The following is a 15,233-nucleotide window of genomic DNA, read 5'->3' as shown; positions in this document are numbered from 1 at the left end:
CCATGAAAAAAAAGATACTTATAGCCGGAGCATCAGGTTTTGTGGGAAGCAATCTTTCGCGATTTCTTAAAGATGATTATGATGTAAGCAGCTTATCGTTGAGAGAGAATCAGTGGAAGGATAAGCAATTGCAAGTTGATTCTATCATTAATCTTGTTGGTAAAGCACATGACCATAAAGGAGTAGCAACTGAGAATGATTTTTTTTATGCTAATTATGAACTTACCAAACAGCTGTTTGCTTACTTTTTAAATAGTAGTGCTTCTCTGTTTATTCATATTAGCTCTATTGCGGCTCTTGAAGAAGAATCTTCAGATTCAGTAGTTACAGAAGGATATATTTCTAATCCGGTGTCAGCATACGGCAGGTCCAAAAGAAAAGCTGAAGAATTTCTTTTGGCGCAGCAACTGCCCACAGGTAAAAAGGTTTTAATACTGCGGCCTACAATGATACACGGTCCGGGAGATAAAGGTAACCTTATGTTGCTTTATAAAATTATAAATAAGGGCATACCCTATCCGTTGGGTGCTTTTGATAACAACAGATCATTTACAGGGATTGATAATCTGTGCTTTTTGATAAAAAAAATAATTGAAAATGGCGACACAATAACTTCGGGAGCTTACAATGTTGCTGACGATTCACCGCTTTCCACACTTCAGATTATTAAAACCATTAGCGGACTGACGGCTGTAAAGTCAAGGGTACTGAGAGTTCCTGTGGGTCTGATACGACTGCTGGCCAAAACAGGGGATGTTTTAAGGCTGCCTTTAAACTCCAAAAGACTGGTAAAGATGACATCAAATCTTGTGGTGTCTAATACAGCACTAAAAAAAATGCTTGAAATTCAAAAATTACCATTAACTGCTCAGGAAGGTCTAGATAAAACCATCAGGAGTTTTATATCATAAATATGTATTATAGTATAATAATAGCCATCCTGTTTGTTTTAGAGTTAGTGTACTTTAATGTTGCCGAACGCTATAATATAATTGATAAACCCAATCACAGGTCGTCGCACACATCTGTAACGCTTAGGGGTGGAGGGATTATTTTTCCAATAGCTATGCTTATTGCCTGTATTCTGGGGCATGCATCAGTAGCTTTTACTGTTGCGGTTGTGCTCGTAGGCCTTGTGAGTTTCATAGATGATATAAAGCCCCTGCATCAGCTGCCGCGAATTGGGTCTCACCTTATAGCGGTAACATTGGTGCTGTACGATCTTAATATGCTTCATACCGGTCTGTTATTCCTGATTCCCATTGTCTTTATTTTGGCTATCGGATGGATAAATGCCTTTAATTTTATGGATGGCATCAATGGGATTACGGTACTTTATGCCCTTGTTGCCATTGTTTCTTTTGGCTGGCTTCTTAAAGATGATTCGTCATTTAATATCCTTGCTGTTATGGGACTGGCATGTATCGTGTTTGGCTTTTTTAATGTACGCAAAAAAGCAAAAACTTTTGCCGGCGATGTGGGCAGTGTCAGTATGGCATTATTTCTGGCTTATTTTATGATCAAGATAATCTTTGAGACTAATGAGCCTGCTTATATCTTGTTTTTTAGTGTATATGGCGTAGATGCTGTTATAACTATAATATACAGGATAAAGAATAAAGAGAATATTTTTCAGCCACACAGGAGTCATTTATACCAATACCTGGCTAATGAAATGAAATGGCCTCATGTTATGGTCTCATTGGTGTATGCTATTGTGCAGCTGATTATTAACGGACTGGTTATATGGTTGATCGCTAATGAAAAAATGTCTGTCTTTATGATGTTAGGTATACTGGCTATTATTGCGGTATTGTATTTTGCAATAAGGAAATCAGTTATAGCTAAAATTGGAATAACCAATGTATAAGCAGCTGGTAATAATAGGTGCCGGAGGGGTAGGCCGTGAAATTTTGGCAGTCCTTAAGAAATATCCTTTGCAAGATTATGCACTGATAGGCTTTGTAGATGATGGTGTTGAGCCTGGTACTATCATCAATGGACTTAAGGTTTTGGGCGGACTTTCATGGATAAAAGAAAACAGTACTGATTTAGGTGCTGTTATTGCAATAGGAAACCCTTCAGTACGAAAAAAAATTACCGAAGCTTTAAGTGATGTGTCGTTGTCGTTTCCTCAGGTTATTCATCCAAATGTAAGTATACACGATGAGCAAACCGTAAAAATAGGAAAAGGCTCATATATAGCTGATGGCTGTATACTTACTACAGATATTCATATCGCAAATTTTTGTTTCCTCAACACAGCTTGTTCGTTACAGCATGATACAGTTATAGGAGATTATTCAGTGCTTATGCCGGGAGTAAGGATTACGGGGGGTGCTTCAATAGGTAGCGGTGTTTATATAACCGCAAATTGCGCCATTACTACTAAATGCCTGATTGAAGATGATTCAGTAATTACAACCTCAATAATAAGTTGATAAAATTTGGCTATTTTATAGGATAATTGTCTGTTAAAAATGGTTGATTTTATCTTACATTTGCCTTAAAAATCATCTGTTGGTTATTTTTATTGTAACCGACTGGTAGTTAGTTTGTTGTTGCTTTTAGCACTTGACTTATACGGTGTTTTAGTTAAAATGTTTAAAAAAATGTTAAGTCTTAAGCTTTTTACTTTAATTTAGTAAATTAAATGCCGGACTAGATGGTTGTTGATAGATAATTGATGATATTGTGAGCGAGAAGAAGAAGATGAATTCTCATAAATTTTGGGAATCTTTGCAGAGTTTAGGATATCTGCCCAGATGGATTATCCTTATGCTTGACGTTATAGTCGTTGCCTTTACAGCGGCTATCTCTTATTATTTGATATACCGTACAGGACTTGTATATATAAAACAGGAAAATTTATCCATAAGTATTCCGCTATATCTTATTGTCAGTACACTCTCTTTCAGGGCTTTTAGGATTTATGCCGGGATAATACGCCACTCATCGTATATTGATGCGGTTAAGATCTTTTTTTCGCAGTTTACCACTGCATTTTTATTGCTGTCAGTAAATACATTATTTAATAATATTACCGGGCATTTACTTTACCTCAATATTGGTATACTAATCAATGCTATTTTTTCTTTCAGCTGCCTTTTCCTTTACAGGGTAATGGTGAAGCAGTTGTTTGAGAATTATTTCAACCTTAATAACAGTCAAAAGCTTGTAAGGGCGATTATATATGGTTCAGACGCTAATGCTATTGCTGTTGCCAATGCGCTTAAGTCTGAACTTCCTGCGAGATTTAAAATAGTAGGATTTATTGATAAATCAAGCCATAACAAATCCAAAATGATACTGGGGCTGCCTATCCTGCAGCATAAGAAAAAGGTATCGGTGCTGATGCGAATCTTTAATGCGGAGGCTTTGGTAATTGCCGATAAAAGCCTTTCTAAGGAAGAGAAGATGACGCTTGTTGATGAATGTCTTGAGTTTAATTACAAAGTATATACCGTACCGTTAATATCTGACTGGGAAGACCAGAAAGAAATTTCCAAAAAGGTTAAGAATTTCCAGATTCAGGATTTGTTGGAAAGAAAGCCTATAGTGCTTGATAATAAATCGATCTCATCTCAGCTTAAAGGTAAAACTGTTCTTATTACCGGAGCTGCAGGTTCTATAGGAAGTGAAATAGTCAGGCAGGTTATCCAGTTCAATCCCAGTACTGTTGTCATGCTGGATCAGGCAGAGACACCTTTGCATCATTTGGGGCTTGAGATTGGCAAGCTGGATTCGAATACTGATGTATACAGCATAATCGCAGATGTAAGGGATAAAGTTGCTCTCGATAAGATTTTTGACAGGTTCAGGCCGGAGGTAGTATACCATGCGGCAGCTTATAAGCATGTACCTTTGATGGAAGAAAATCCTTCTCAGGCCATTTTTGTAAATGTACAGGGCACTAAAAATGTTGCCGAACTGGCTTGCGCTTATAATGCCGATAGCTTTGTGATGGTGTCTACTGATAAGGCTGTGAACCCAAGTAATGTTATGGGGGCAAGCAAGCGTATTGCTGAAAAATTCGTACAGTCGCTCCATAATAACCTTATCATTGAGAAAGGTAATTGTAAAACAAAATTTATTACTACCAGATTTGGGAACGTGTTAGGTTCTAATGGTTCAGTGGTGCCATTGTTTACAAAACAGATTGAAAACGGAGGGCCTATTACGCTTACCCACCCTGATATTATTCGTTATTTTATGACCATTCCCGAAGCTTGCCAGCTAGTGCTTGAAGCGGGAGCAATGGGCCGTGGAGGCGAAATCTATATCTTTGATATGGGTAAACCGGTTAAGATTATAGATCTTGCCAGAAAAATGATCATGCTTGCGGGTTATGTTCCAGAAAAAGAGATTGCCATCAAAATTGTAGGCTTAAGGCCAGGCGAGAAATTATACGAAGAATTACTTAACGATACGTCTAAAACACTTCCTACCCATCATGACAAGATCATGATTGCTCAGGAGGAATATGAAGATTTTAACGATCTGACATCAAACCTTAAAGGTTTGATAGAGGCTGCCAACAATTACGAAGCGCAGGACGTTGTATCGAGAATGAAAATGATAGTCCCTGAGTATATAAGTATGAACTCAAGTTATGAGCTTCTCGATAAAAAGGAACTTAAAGCATAAAAAAAGAGCAGATCAGTCTGCTCTTTTTTTATGCTTTAATTATACCTGTTTTCTTGCGGCAAGATAAATCCTTGCCAACGTTATTGTAAACAATAATAGTAAAGGCGATACAAGCAACAGTGTGGGCTTATTTAGTGTGAATATTATGTAGACTGCAATAGATGCAAAACATACGTAAGATGTGAGTATAATGGCTTTTGCCTTGTGGGCAAAAATAAAATACAGCAATACTAAGAACAACGGGTTAAAGAGCAGTGCATTGTAATTGTACATCAGCTCTGTATGTGAAGAGTATAGGCCTAATATACAAAAGAAAATGCCTAACAGTCCTCCAATGGCCAGTAAAGAACGCTGGAATAGTTTCTTGCCAGTAAGGGCTATTAACAGTAAGCACAGTAATCCAAAAACATAAAAATTATTGAAGCTGAATGATAGCTGCTCTTCGGTTGCTTTATAAACTGTTTGGGTTGATATGGCCAGCGGACCAAGTGATGTTGTGGTATTGTTTACGCCTTCCATAAGTTCATGAGGCAGGAATAATTTTTCTGAGGTCTTATCTGTTGGTGCACCAAGAGCAAGGTTAATACCTAGATCTTCAAAAAAATGACCTTCTACTTTTTTATGCAGAATTTTTCTGTAAGTCAGTCCGCTATCTGAATTCTTAAGTGATATTTTTCCCGGCAGATGTCTGTTCAGTATATCGGCCACCATGGTAGTGCAGTTGCGATGTATGAACTTGTAGTTGTAAAAACGTTTGTCGGTTACCAGTATGTCAGCAAGCTCATCGGCAATAGCCTGTTTTTGTGGTAGGGTAATATTTAACGGCTGTTCAAATACATCCCTGTTGTAATATTGATACGTATATACGAAGTCTTCATAGGAACCTGCTGATGCAAAATATTGCAGATCGCCTTTTACGAATTTAGGGTAGAAATTGGGAGTGTCGAAATCAAAAGTGCCAAAGTTGTAGACAACATCAAAACGTGTGGCGGGATCGGAAACCCTGATGGCAGTGTGTCCATAAACGGAATAAAGCTCATTACCGGGGCCGCAGGTTAATAAGCTCACGTTGGCTTGTGGGGAGAGCGGTACCTGTGCATAAGTTTTAGCGGTTACTATAAATAGTGTGAGTAGTAATACGGTTAAAACTTTAATGTTGTGCATGGTATTATTTTCTGAAAATTCCTAGATCTACTTTAAGCGAAAATATATTGGAGTATAGTGCAGCACTTTGGTCGCCAATATCAGTCAGGGCATAATCTATTTGGATGCCTCTGTATTTAAAGCCAAGGCCTATGTTTGGCTGGAAACTTAAGGAGCTTTGACCGTCAATATCTTTTAAATTCTGGAAGTTACCTACGCCGGCCCTTACATATACCAGGTCGATATAACCAAATTCAAAGCCCATCGCGGGGTCAATACTCACCACCTCAGTAGAGATAAGATCGTTTGTCTGGGCAAACTGCATGTTCAGGTTGGCAGCGGCCAAAAGGCTGTAATCGTAATGGAAAACGAATTTCTTTGAAACACCGAATTGTGCTTTTGGTAGTGAGATCTCGGTAGTTGCCGGTAATTCCTGGTTTTCTCCTGGGACAGCATCTTTTATAGTGTTGTAAGCATCTTCGTCAATCTGCCAAACGTTGTAGGTTGTGGTTATATCACGGAGCATCAATCCGATCTTCCATTCGTTTTTAGATTCATACTGAAAACCCACATCAAATCCAAAGCCCCATGAATTGGCAAAATCGCCAATATTCCTTCGGATCACTTTGGCATTCATACCCCAGTTAAAACCATCTAGCGGAAGCTTACGGGCATAAGATATGGTAACACCATAATCTGCAGCAGAGAAAAGGCTGATACGGTTGTAATCAATATTTCCTTCGCTGTCTATAAGTTGTGTAGTATTAAGGATATCATCTACACCAAAACGGATGATAGATATCCCGAAGGCACTTTTATCATCTATAGGCATTGCGAATGCGGCATAGTCATATTGGGCAATGTTGGCAAAATAGCTGGCGTGCATCAGGGCAAGCTGCTTATCTTCCACATTTACAAGTCCGGCGGGGTTCCAATAGCCTGAATTTACGTCGGCGGTATGCCCCGTAACAGCATTACTCATACCCAGTGCTGCAGCATCTACACCAATATTCATGAATTCATTGGAGTACTTTCTAACTGTCTGGCTATAAGTGTAAACGGTAGATAAAAAGGATAAAATAAAAAATATCTTTCTCAATGCTGTTATTTTGTGCAAATATGATATAAAATTCTCAATTACTAAACTCCAATTCTATTAACTTATTGTGTTAACTTTGTGCTTATAAAAAATAAAACCAACTATGGCATTTAAGAATCATGTTCCTAACTTCATTACACTGTGTAATCTTTCATGCGGGCTTATAGCCCTGATGTATGCATTCAATACACATTACCAAATGGCTTTCGTTTGGGTGTGTCTGGGTATTTTCTTTGATTTCTGGGATGGTTTTTTTGCCAGGATACTAAAAGTGCAAAGTGAATTGGGCCTTCAGCTTGATTCCCTTGCCGATATGGTAACCAGCGGAGTAGTTCCGGGACTGGTAATGTACCAAATGTTATCTGATATTGCCATCAATCAGGAAGAGTCTAATCTTAGCCCGGATAATTTCTATTTAGGGATATTGCCTTTTGCAGGTTTCATCATAACATTGGGTTCATGCTACAGGCTTGCAAAATTCAATGTCGATAAACGCCAGACCGATTCTTTCATCGGGCTTCCTACACCTGCTAATGCATTGCTTATTTTGAGCCTTCCGGTTATTGAGGCACATTCTGACGGTACGGGTATCGTGTTCGAAATGCTGAGTAATCCATTTGTGCTTGTAGGTATATCACTGGTTAGCGGTTACCTGCTTAATGCTGAAATTCCGCTGTTTTCTCTTAAAGTAAAATACTTTAACTGGGAAACGAATAAGATACAGATCATCTTCCTTATACTATCGGTACTATTGCTGTTTGTTTTCCAGTATGGAGGCATACCGCTAATCATATTGTCTTATGTGCTGCTGTCCGTAATAGATAACAAGTTTCTAACTAAGCCAGCCGCTCATTAATATATGGCACGCCAGCCGTCACGACCGGTAAGGAGGACGAAATCACGAAAGACTTCTAAAAAAATAACTCAGGGCAAAATACTAAAGTATTCTGCCCTTTTGTTGCTTTCAGCTTTTTTGGTCGCAATGGGGTATCAGTACCGTCATGGCTTCCTATATTGGCTGGGCTTTAAGACCGACAAGCGTGTCGAAGCCCTCTCGAAAGAAGAACGCAAGATCGAGAACCTTCGCATCTATGAGATAGTAGAACGCCATAAGGATAAGGTATTCGGAATCGATGTGTCGCATTATCAGGATAAGATCGACTGGGAAGCCCTGAAAAACAATAACGCTGAATTTCCATTGGGATTTGTTTTTGTGCGTGCGACTGCCGGCAAAAACAAAGTCGACACTCAGTTTAAGAACAACTGGAAAGGTGCTAAAGATAATGGCTACCTGCGGGGTGCCTATCATTATTACAGGCCAGATGAGAACTCGGTTATGCAGGCTGATAACTTTATTGAGAACGTAACGCTTTCCAAAGGCGACCTGCCTCCGGTATTGGATATTGAAAAGATACCTAACGGGCAGAGTCTTGATAGCCTGAAAACAGGACTGAAGCGATGGCTTACCAAAGTGGAAAAACACTATGGCATGAAACCAATCATCTATAGTGGTGAAAGTTTTTATACCGATTTCCTCAAGAAAGAATTCGAAGGCTACGACCTGTGGATAGCCAACTACAGTTTCTTTGAAGACGAGATTCGCAAAGAATGGCTCATCTGGCAGTTTACCGATAAGGGTGAACTAAAGGGTATAAAGGGCATGGTTGATGTAGATATTTATAACGGAAGTTTTACGGAACTTAAGGGGATGTGTAAGTAAATTTTTATATTTGATTCAATATACTTAATGATTGATATATGTCAGACAAAGTAAAAACACATTGTTATCATTGCAATAATGAAACTAATCAGGAAAAACTTTTAGATGAGTTTGAATTGAATCCTCAGGAAATACTTCAAAGAAATGATGAGGGTGACGAAAGTCAGTCAATGTGGATGTTAGTTGGAGGGTTATGGTTAGTTTCTAAATGCTTAGGATGTGAGAAAATAAATTTTAAACATATATCAAGACAATCACCCGATAAAAGTGGAGATGTAGTGTTTTATTTTCCTCGGAAGCCTATTAGGGAAATACCATATTGGGTGAGGAAATTACCTGTAAAATATTTAGAAATTGTTCATGAGATATACGTCTGCGTAAATGAAGGGCTTCATATTCTAGCAGTAACAGGTATCCGAACTTTGTTAGATATATTTATTGTTGGAAAGGTTGGTGATGTTGGATCTTTTAAGCAAAAACTAAATAGATTAGTCGGTCAGGGTGTAATAACGTCTGGAAAGGCTAATGTCTTAGAGGCATTGATTGAAGCTGGAAATGCGTCAGCCCATAGGGGTTACAAGACTGACAAAGAGACTCTTTTTGAAATTTTAGATATCGTAGAAAATTTACTTCAATCTGAAATTGTAGATAGATCTGTGAATAGTATTAAAGGTAAAGTTCCCCCAAGGCATAAATAAAAAAAAAGCATCCTGGTTGAAGGGATGCTCGTGTAATAAATTAGATTGGTTGCGAATGGTTTGTAAGCCAAAAGTAGCGAGTTAGTCATTATCAAAAAATACCCATTAATGGGTATTTTTACATTATTTTATCATTTTCTCCATACAGCAGCTTTTTTCCATTCCGGCATATTGCCCGTAGTTGGGAATGATGCTGTAACCGCTTTTCTTATAAAGCATTACCGCTCCTGAGTCTTCTACGGTTTCCAGTACAGTTTTGTTGAAACCTTCTTCTTTAGCCCATTTTTCAAGCTCTGTGAGTACTTTTGAGGCAATGCCCATTCCTCTTTTCTCTTCGGGAACGAACATTCTTTTTATCTCAGCTGTACCCGGTTCATATTTTTTGAAAGCTCCACAACCCACCGCAGTTTCATTTTCATAAGCGACTATAACGTGTTTAATGGTGTCCGTTTTATTGTACTGGTCATAAAAAGCATGGTCGTCGCCATCGCGGTCGGCGAGATAGGCATCAAGATGTTTTACGAGATTTTTAAAATCAGGATTGGAAGAGTCGGTTCGTACTAATCGTATCATGGTTATGTAAATAAAAAAGCGCGGGATAAACCCGCGCTGTATGTTGTCTTAAAATTTTTCCTCATCCGGAATTTCCGAAGCTTTTGGCTCCTTGTGAAAATCCAGTTTTTTTCGGCGAAGCTCAAAGTTTTGCCCAAGGTAAACCTTACGCACCATTTCGTCCTGTACCAGGTCTTCAGGTACACCGGCTTTAAGGATGCCTCCTTCGAACATCAGGTAACTCTTTTCGGTAATGGCAAGGGTTTCCTGTACATTGTGGTCGGTAATAAGGATACCGATGTTTTTATCTTTTAGCTGTGCTACAATGCGCTGAATGTCCTCAACCGCAACAGGGTCAACCCCTGCGAAAGGCTCATCCAACAAGATAAATTTCGGGTCGGTTGCCAGTGCACGTGCAATCTCTGTACGGCGGCGCTCACCACCCGATAAAAGGTCACCACGGTTGGTACGTATATGCTGTAGTGAAAATTCATCGATAAGCGATTCCATTTTCGCTTCCTGTTCTTTTTTAGAAAGATTGGTAAGCTGTAATACGCTCAGGATGTTGTCTTCGATGCTCAGTTTCCTGAAAACTGATGCTTCCTGTGCAAGGTAGCCAATACCATGCTGCGCACGCTTGTACATCGGGAAATCGGTTATCTCGGTCTTATCAAGGAATATCTTGCCGCTGTTAGGCTTTACAAGTCCAACGATCATGTAAAATGATGTGGTTTTTCCTGCACCGTTAGGGCCTAAAAGCCCTACGATCTCACCCTGGTTCACTTCCACCGAAATGCCTTTTACAACGCTTCGGCCTTTATAGGTCTTTATTAAGTTCTCTGCTCTTAATTTCATGTGTCTGTGCTGTATTAAACAGTAGTATTGCCTGCGTTTTCTTCCAGTGCTTCCCAGAATTCATAAGCCCTGCGCAGGTGAGGAATAACAATCGTTCCTCCTACAACAGTACCTATGCTAAGTGCTTCCATAACCTGTTCTTTAGTAAGGCCTTCCTTGTGGCAGGTCTCTAAATGGTATTTTACGCAGTCGTCACAACGAAGCACTACCGAAGCCACAAGGCCAAGAAGCTCTTTGGTCTTAACATCAAGCGCACCCGGCATATAAGCATTAGTGTCTACATTAAAGATTCGTTTGATAACTTTATTATTGTCCGCCAGAAGCTTATCGTTCATTTTTTGGCGGTAGTCGTTAAATTCTTCTACTATGTTAGCCATTGGTTTCTTCTTTTTCAAGTTCTAGTTTAGCCTTCTTTTTTTCCATTCTCGCTGCAATAAAGATACTTACTTCATAGAGTATAACAAGCGGTATGGTAACAATTGTCTGGCTCACCACATCGGGAGGGGTAACAATTGCAGCTATGATAAGTATGATAACTAATGCGTATTTCCTGTATTTACGAAGAAAAGAAGCTGAAACCAGTCCAATTTTCGCAAGGAAATACATTATGATAGGCAGCTCAAAAACCAGGCCACAAGATATGGCAGTAGTTTTTACAAGGCTCAGGTAAGAGTCAAGGTCAATATCATTTTTAACCACTTCACTTATTCGGTAATTTGCCAAAAAGTTTAACGAAAGCGGTGTGATAAGGTAATGCCCGAAAAATACCCCCATGAAGAACAGCAGGGATGTCGTGATAATGAATACCACGGCATATTTCTTTTCTTTATCGTATAAAGCAGGACCTATGAATCTCCAGAATTGCCATAGGATGTATGGGAAAGCCAGTATAAAACCGGCAGTGATGGATGTCCATATATCGGTTGTGAACTGCCCATCCATTGAACGGCTTTGGATCTCGAACGGAAGTTTCTGGATACAGAAGCTTTTGTCGAGGTCGTATTCGTTGGCTAACTGGCAAAAAACGCGATAGGTTATGAAATCGCCTTTAACCGGGGCAAAGATGATCTCGTCAAAAATGAAACTGCTGAAAGCAAAGGCGATGCATCCGCCGATAATTATTGCTGCCGAGCTTCTTACTAATAGCCAGCGCAGTTCTTCCAGGTGTTGCAGGAACGACATTTCGCCTACCTGATCTTTATTTTTTGCCATTATACTATTCCTTCTTTTAAGATATCGTGCAGGTGTAGTATGCCTTTGTACTCACCATTGTCTGCCACTACCAACTGGGTGATAGCGTAGTTTTCCATGGTGTTAAAGGCATCTGCAGCCATGTCGGTGCTTTTTATCGTTTTAGGGCTGCGGGTCATGATATCGGCAGCGGTTACACCGGCAATATTGTCCCTGTCGTTCAGCATTCGCCTGATGTCACCATCGGTTATTATTCCCACTATTTTTTCATCTTCAATAACAGCTGTTACGCCAAGCCTCTTTTCAGAGATCTCCATGATGGCTTTCTTGATGCTGCTGTCAGGGCTAACCTGTGGTTTGTGCGTTCCGTCGAGCATATCGCCCACACGAAGCAACAGTTTTTTGCCCAATGCGCCGCCAGGATGGTATTTTGCAAAATCCTCGCTTTTAAAATCGCGCATTTCCATAAGGCATACTGCAAGCGCATCACCCAGTGCAAGCTGTGCGGTGGTGCTGTTGGTAGGTGCCAGATTGTTGGGGCAGGCTTCCGATTCTACATACGCATTAAGTACATAATCGGATTCTTTTCCTAAGAAAGAAGATTTATTGGCGGTCATGGCAATAAGAATATTGCCAAAACGTTTTAATAATGGAGCCAATACTTTGATCTCAGGACTGTTGCCGCTTTTAGAAATACAGATAACCACATCGCCGGGCTGCACCATGCCAAGGTCGCCATGAATGGCTTCAGCGGCATGCAGGAAAAGCGAAGGGGTGCCCGTAGAATTAAGGGTTGCAACAATTTTTTGGGCTATAATGGCGCTTTTGCCTATTCCGGTAACTACCAGTCGGCCTTTGCTGCTGTAGATTATTTCTGCTGCCTTGGCAAAATCGTCGTCAAGATAGTTTACCAGGTTAGCAATGCTCTCACTTTCAGAAAGTATGGTTTTCCTGGCAGAAGCCAGTATTGCGTCTCTATTTGTCAAACTTGTGAAATGTTTAAAAAGTTGTGCGTATTAAAGATTTTTGTATCTTTATGTTCTGCAAATTTATGTAAATTACTATTAATAAATAATGAAATCGACCGAAATTGACTTACACAAAGAGTTAAAAAAATATTTTGGTTTTAACAAATTCAAGGGCTTACAGGAAGATGTCGTAAAGAGTATAATCTCAGGCCACAACACATTTGTTATTATGCCTACAGGAGGCGGTAAATCATTATGTTACCAATTGCCTGCCCTGGCACTCGAAGGAACCGCTATTGTGGTTTCGCCCCTCATTGCGCTTATGAAAAACCAGGTGGATGCTATCCGGAGCCTTTCTTCTGAAGCGGGTATTGCACACGTACTGAATTCATCGCTTACAAAAACGGAGATCAGCCAGGTTAAAAAAGATATTACTTCAGGGCTTACCAAGCTGTTGTATGTCGCACCTGAGTCGCTGACAAAAGAAGAGTATGTAAACTTTTTGCAAAGCGTCCCAATTTCATTTGTAGCTATCGATGAGGCACACTGTATTTCGGAATGGGGGCATGATTTCCGACCGGAATACCGAAATTTAAGGAGTATCATCAAGCAACTGGGCGATGTGCCTATCATTGGCCTTACCGCCACGGCAACGCCAAAAGTCCAGGAAGATATACTGAAGAATCTTGATATGGTCGATGCCAATACGTTCAAGGCATCGTTTAACAGGCCGAACCTGTACTACGAAATACGTACAAAAACTAAAAACGTGGAGTCGGATATTATCCGTTTCATTCGCCAGCATAAAGGCAAATCGGGCGTGATCTATTGCCTGAGCCGTAAAAAAGTGGAAGAGATCGCGCAGGTATTGCAGGTAAACGGTATCAGTGCCGTGCCATACCATGCAGGGCTTGATGCCAAAACACGCGCCAAACACCAGGACATGTTCCTTATGGAAGATGTTGATGTGGTGGTGGCAACCATAGCCTTCGGGATGGGTATCGATAAGCCGGATGTACGTTTCGTTATCCACCACGATATACCAAAATCACTGGAGAGCTATTATCAGGAAACGGGCCGTGCAGGCCGTGATGGGGGCGAAGGCCACTGTTTGGCTTACTACTCGTACAAGGATATCGAGAAGCTCGAGAAATTCATGTCGGGCAAACCGGTAGCCGAGCAGGAGATTGGCTTTGCACTGCTTCAGGAAGTGGTGGCATACGCCGAAACATCGATGTCACGCCGAAAATTCCTGCTGCATTATTTTGGTGAAGAATTTGACGACGAAACAGGCGAGGGTGCCGATATGGACGATAACGTTCGTAATCCGAAGAAAAAGGCGGAAGCCAAAGACCAGGTGGTTACCCTGCTGAAAGTGGTAAAAGAGACCAATCAGCTTTATAAGTCAAAAGAGATAATCTTTACCCTGATAGGTAAAATCAATGCAGTGATCAAAGCGCATAAGACCGATGGGCAGAAGTTCTTTGGTTCAGGTGCTGTCTTTGACGAAAAATACTGGATGGCACTTATCCGCCAGGTATTGGTAGAAGGTTATCTTTCTAAAGATATTGAGACCTATGGCATATTAAAGCTGACCGAAGCAGGAGAAAGTTTTATCAAGAGTCCGAAGTCATTTATGATGAGCGAAGACCATGATTATAACGAAAGCGAGGAAGAAGCTACGGTAACAGCATCTAAATCATCGGGCACTACAGATGAAGCGCTGATGGTTATGCTGCGTGACCTTCGTAAAAAAGTGGCGAAGAAACTGGGAGTGCCTCCGTTTGTGGTATTCCAGGATCCATCGCTTGAAGATATGGCGCTTAAATACCCTATCGATCTTGATGAGCTGGGCAATGTGCATGGTGTAGGCGAAGGTAAGGCTAAGAAATATGGCAAGGACTTCGTAGAGCTGATAGCACGTTATGTTGAGGATAATGATATTATGAGGCCGGATGACCTGGTAGTGAAATCTACAGGAGCCAACTCGGCATTGAAATTATATATCATTCAGAACATTGACAGAAAACTTTCGCTGAATGATATTGCCAAGTCTAAAGGACTTGATATGGATACGCTGCTGAAAGAAATGGAACAGATCGTATATTCAGGTACCAAGCTGAATATTAAATACTGGGTTGATGACATACTGGATGAAGACCAGCAGGAAGAGATTCATGACTACTACATGGACTCAGAATCGGATAGTATCAAAGATGCCCTTAAAGAATTTGATGGCGACTATGATACCGAAGAGCTACGATTGATGCGAATCAAGTTTATCAGTGAAGTAGCCAACTAGTATTCAGTGTTCAGTCGCAGTTGCTGTAACACACACAATAACACACGAAGAAAAAGAT

At 40.3% G+C, this 15,233-nt stretch carries 15 protein-coding genes; 8 read left to right on the top strand and 7 right to left on the bottom strand.

The window, feature by feature from the left end:
- Window positions 1-2: 2 nt before the first annotated feature.
- The 4 genes from ACX0HA_RS03380 (at window position 3) to ACX0HA_RS03365 (ending at window position 4,647) form a co-directional block, all read left to right on the top strand.
- Window positions 3-911 (top strand): NAD-dependent epimerase/dehydratase family protein, encoded by a 909-nt coding sequence (locus ACX0HA_RS03380; protein ID WP_458843866.1) that lies wholly within the window; start codon window positions 3-5, stop codon window positions 909-911.
- 2 nt (window positions 912-913) lie between these two features.
- Window positions 914-1,870 carry an MraY family glycosyltransferase gene (locus ACX0HA_RS03375; RefSeq protein WP_458843865.1) on the top strand — a complete coding sequence of 319 codons (957 nt, stop codon included), beginning with the start codon at window positions 914-916 and terminating at the stop codon, window positions 1,868-1,870.
- Entirely contained in the window at window positions 1,863-2,441 is a 579-nt protein-coding gene (locus ACX0HA_RS03370) for a PglD-related sugar-binding protein (protein WP_458843864.1), read from the top strand. Before ACX0HA_RS03375 ends, ACX0HA_RS03370 begins: the two co-directional genes overlap by 8 nt.
- A gap of 253 nt (window positions 2,442-2,694) precedes the next feature.
- Window positions 2,695-4,647: a polysaccharide biosynthesis protein gene (locus tag ACX0HA_RS03365; protein ID WP_458843863.1), complete on the top strand. Its 1,953-nt coding sequence runs from the start codon at window positions 2,695-2,697 to the stop codon at window positions 4,645-4,647.
- A 39-nt stretch (window positions 4,648-4,686) separates the two neighbouring features.
- Here ACX0HA_RS03365 and ACX0HA_RS03360 read toward each other — a convergent pair whose 3' ends face one another.
- Together ACX0HA_RS03360 and ACX0HA_RS03355 are read right to left on the bottom strand one after the other, a co-directional pair.
- Complete coding sequence (locus ACX0HA_RS03360; RefSeq protein WP_458843862.1) at window positions 4,687-5,811, bottom strand: Lnb N-terminal periplasmic domain-containing protein; 1,125 nt, start codon at window positions 5,809-5,811, stop codon at window positions 4,687-4,689.
- Between the two features lie 4 nt (window positions 5,812-5,815).
- A complete protein-coding gene (locus ACX0HA_RS03355) occupies window positions 5,816-6,889 on the bottom strand; it encodes a putative type IX sorting system protein PorV2 (protein WP_458843861.1) in 1,074 nt (357 codons plus the stop codon).
- Window positions 6,890-6,992: 103 nt separating this feature from the next.
- On the opposite strand from ACX0HA_RS03355, the gene ACX0HA_RS03350 reads away from it, so the two are divergent.
- The 3 genes from ACX0HA_RS03350 to ACX0HA_RS03340 are packed head-to-tail and all read left to right on the top strand — an operon-like array spanning window position 6,993 to window position 9,307.
- Complete coding sequence (locus ACX0HA_RS03350; RefSeq protein ID WP_458843860.1) at window positions 6,993-7,745, top strand: CDP-alcohol phosphatidyltransferase family protein; 753 nt, start codon at window positions 6,993-6,995, stop codon at window positions 7,743-7,745.
- A gap of 3 nt (window positions 7,746-7,748) precedes the next feature.
- On the top strand, window positions 7,749-8,609 hold the full coding sequence (locus ACX0HA_RS03345) for a glycoside hydrolase family 25 protein (RefSeq protein WP_458843859.1): 861 nt from the start codon (window positions 7,749-7,751) through the stop codon (window positions 8,607-8,609).
- A gap of 38 nt (window positions 8,610-8,647) precedes the next feature.
- On the top strand, window positions 8,648-9,307 hold the full coding sequence (locus tag ACX0HA_RS03340; RefSeq protein WP_458843858.1) for a DUF4145 domain-containing protein: 660 nt from the start codon (window positions 8,648-8,650) through the stop codon (window positions 9,305-9,307).
- Between the two features lie 123 nt (window positions 9,308-9,430).
- On the opposite strand, the gene ACX0HA_RS03335 is transcribed toward ACX0HA_RS03340, so the two are convergent.
- Genes ACX0HA_RS03335 through ACX0HA_RS03315 form a run of 5 tightly spaced genes read right to left on the bottom strand, consistent with a single transcriptional unit; the run spans window position 9,431 to window position 12,891 of the window.
- Window positions 9,431-9,880 (bottom strand): GNAT family N-acetyltransferase, encoded by a 450-nt coding sequence (locus ACX0HA_RS03335; protein ID WP_458843857.1) that lies wholly within the window; start codon window positions 9,878-9,880, stop codon window positions 9,431-9,433.
- A gap of 48 nt (window positions 9,881-9,928) precedes the next feature.
- Window positions 9,929-10,714, bottom strand: a complete 786-nt coding sequence (lptB, locus tag ACX0HA_RS03330) for an LPS export ABC transporter ATP-binding protein (RefSeq protein ID WP_458843856.1) — start codon at window positions 10,712-10,714, stop codon at window positions 9,929-9,931.
- 14 nt (window positions 10,715-10,728) lie between these two features.
- Window positions 10,729-11,091: a carboxymuconolactone decarboxylase family protein gene (locus ACX0HA_RS03325; RefSeq protein WP_458843855.1), complete on the bottom strand. Its 363-nt coding sequence runs from the start codon at window positions 11,089-11,091 to the stop codon at window positions 10,729-10,731.
- On the bottom strand, window positions 11,084-11,926 hold the full coding sequence (gene tatC, locus ACX0HA_RS03320) for a twin-arginine translocase subunit TatC (protein WP_458843854.1): 843 nt from the start codon (window positions 11,924-11,926) through the stop codon (window positions 11,084-11,086). The genes ACX0HA_RS03325 and tatC overlap by 8 nt, the downstream gene beginning before the upstream one ends.
- A complete protein-coding gene (locus tag ACX0HA_RS03315) occupies window positions 11,926-12,891 on the bottom strand; it encodes a KpsF/GutQ family sugar-phosphate isomerase (protein ID WP_458843853.1) in 966 nt (321 codons plus the stop codon). The genes tatC and ACX0HA_RS03315 overlap by 1 nt, the downstream gene beginning before the upstream one ends.
- An 88-nt stretch (window positions 12,892-12,979) precedes the next feature.
- Between ACX0HA_RS03315 and recQ the strand changes: the two genes are divergently transcribed.
- Window positions 12,980-15,175 (top strand): DNA helicase RecQ, encoded by a 2,196-nt coding sequence (gene recQ / locus ACX0HA_RS03310; RefSeq protein WP_458843852.1) that lies wholly within the window; start codon window positions 12,980-12,982, stop codon window positions 15,173-15,175.
- The last annotated feature ends 58 nt before the right edge of the window (window positions 15,176-15,233 follow it).

The organism is Flavobacterium hauense (assembly GCF_054457175.1).
This window is presented reverse-complemented; position numbering and strand designations above follow the sequence as displayed.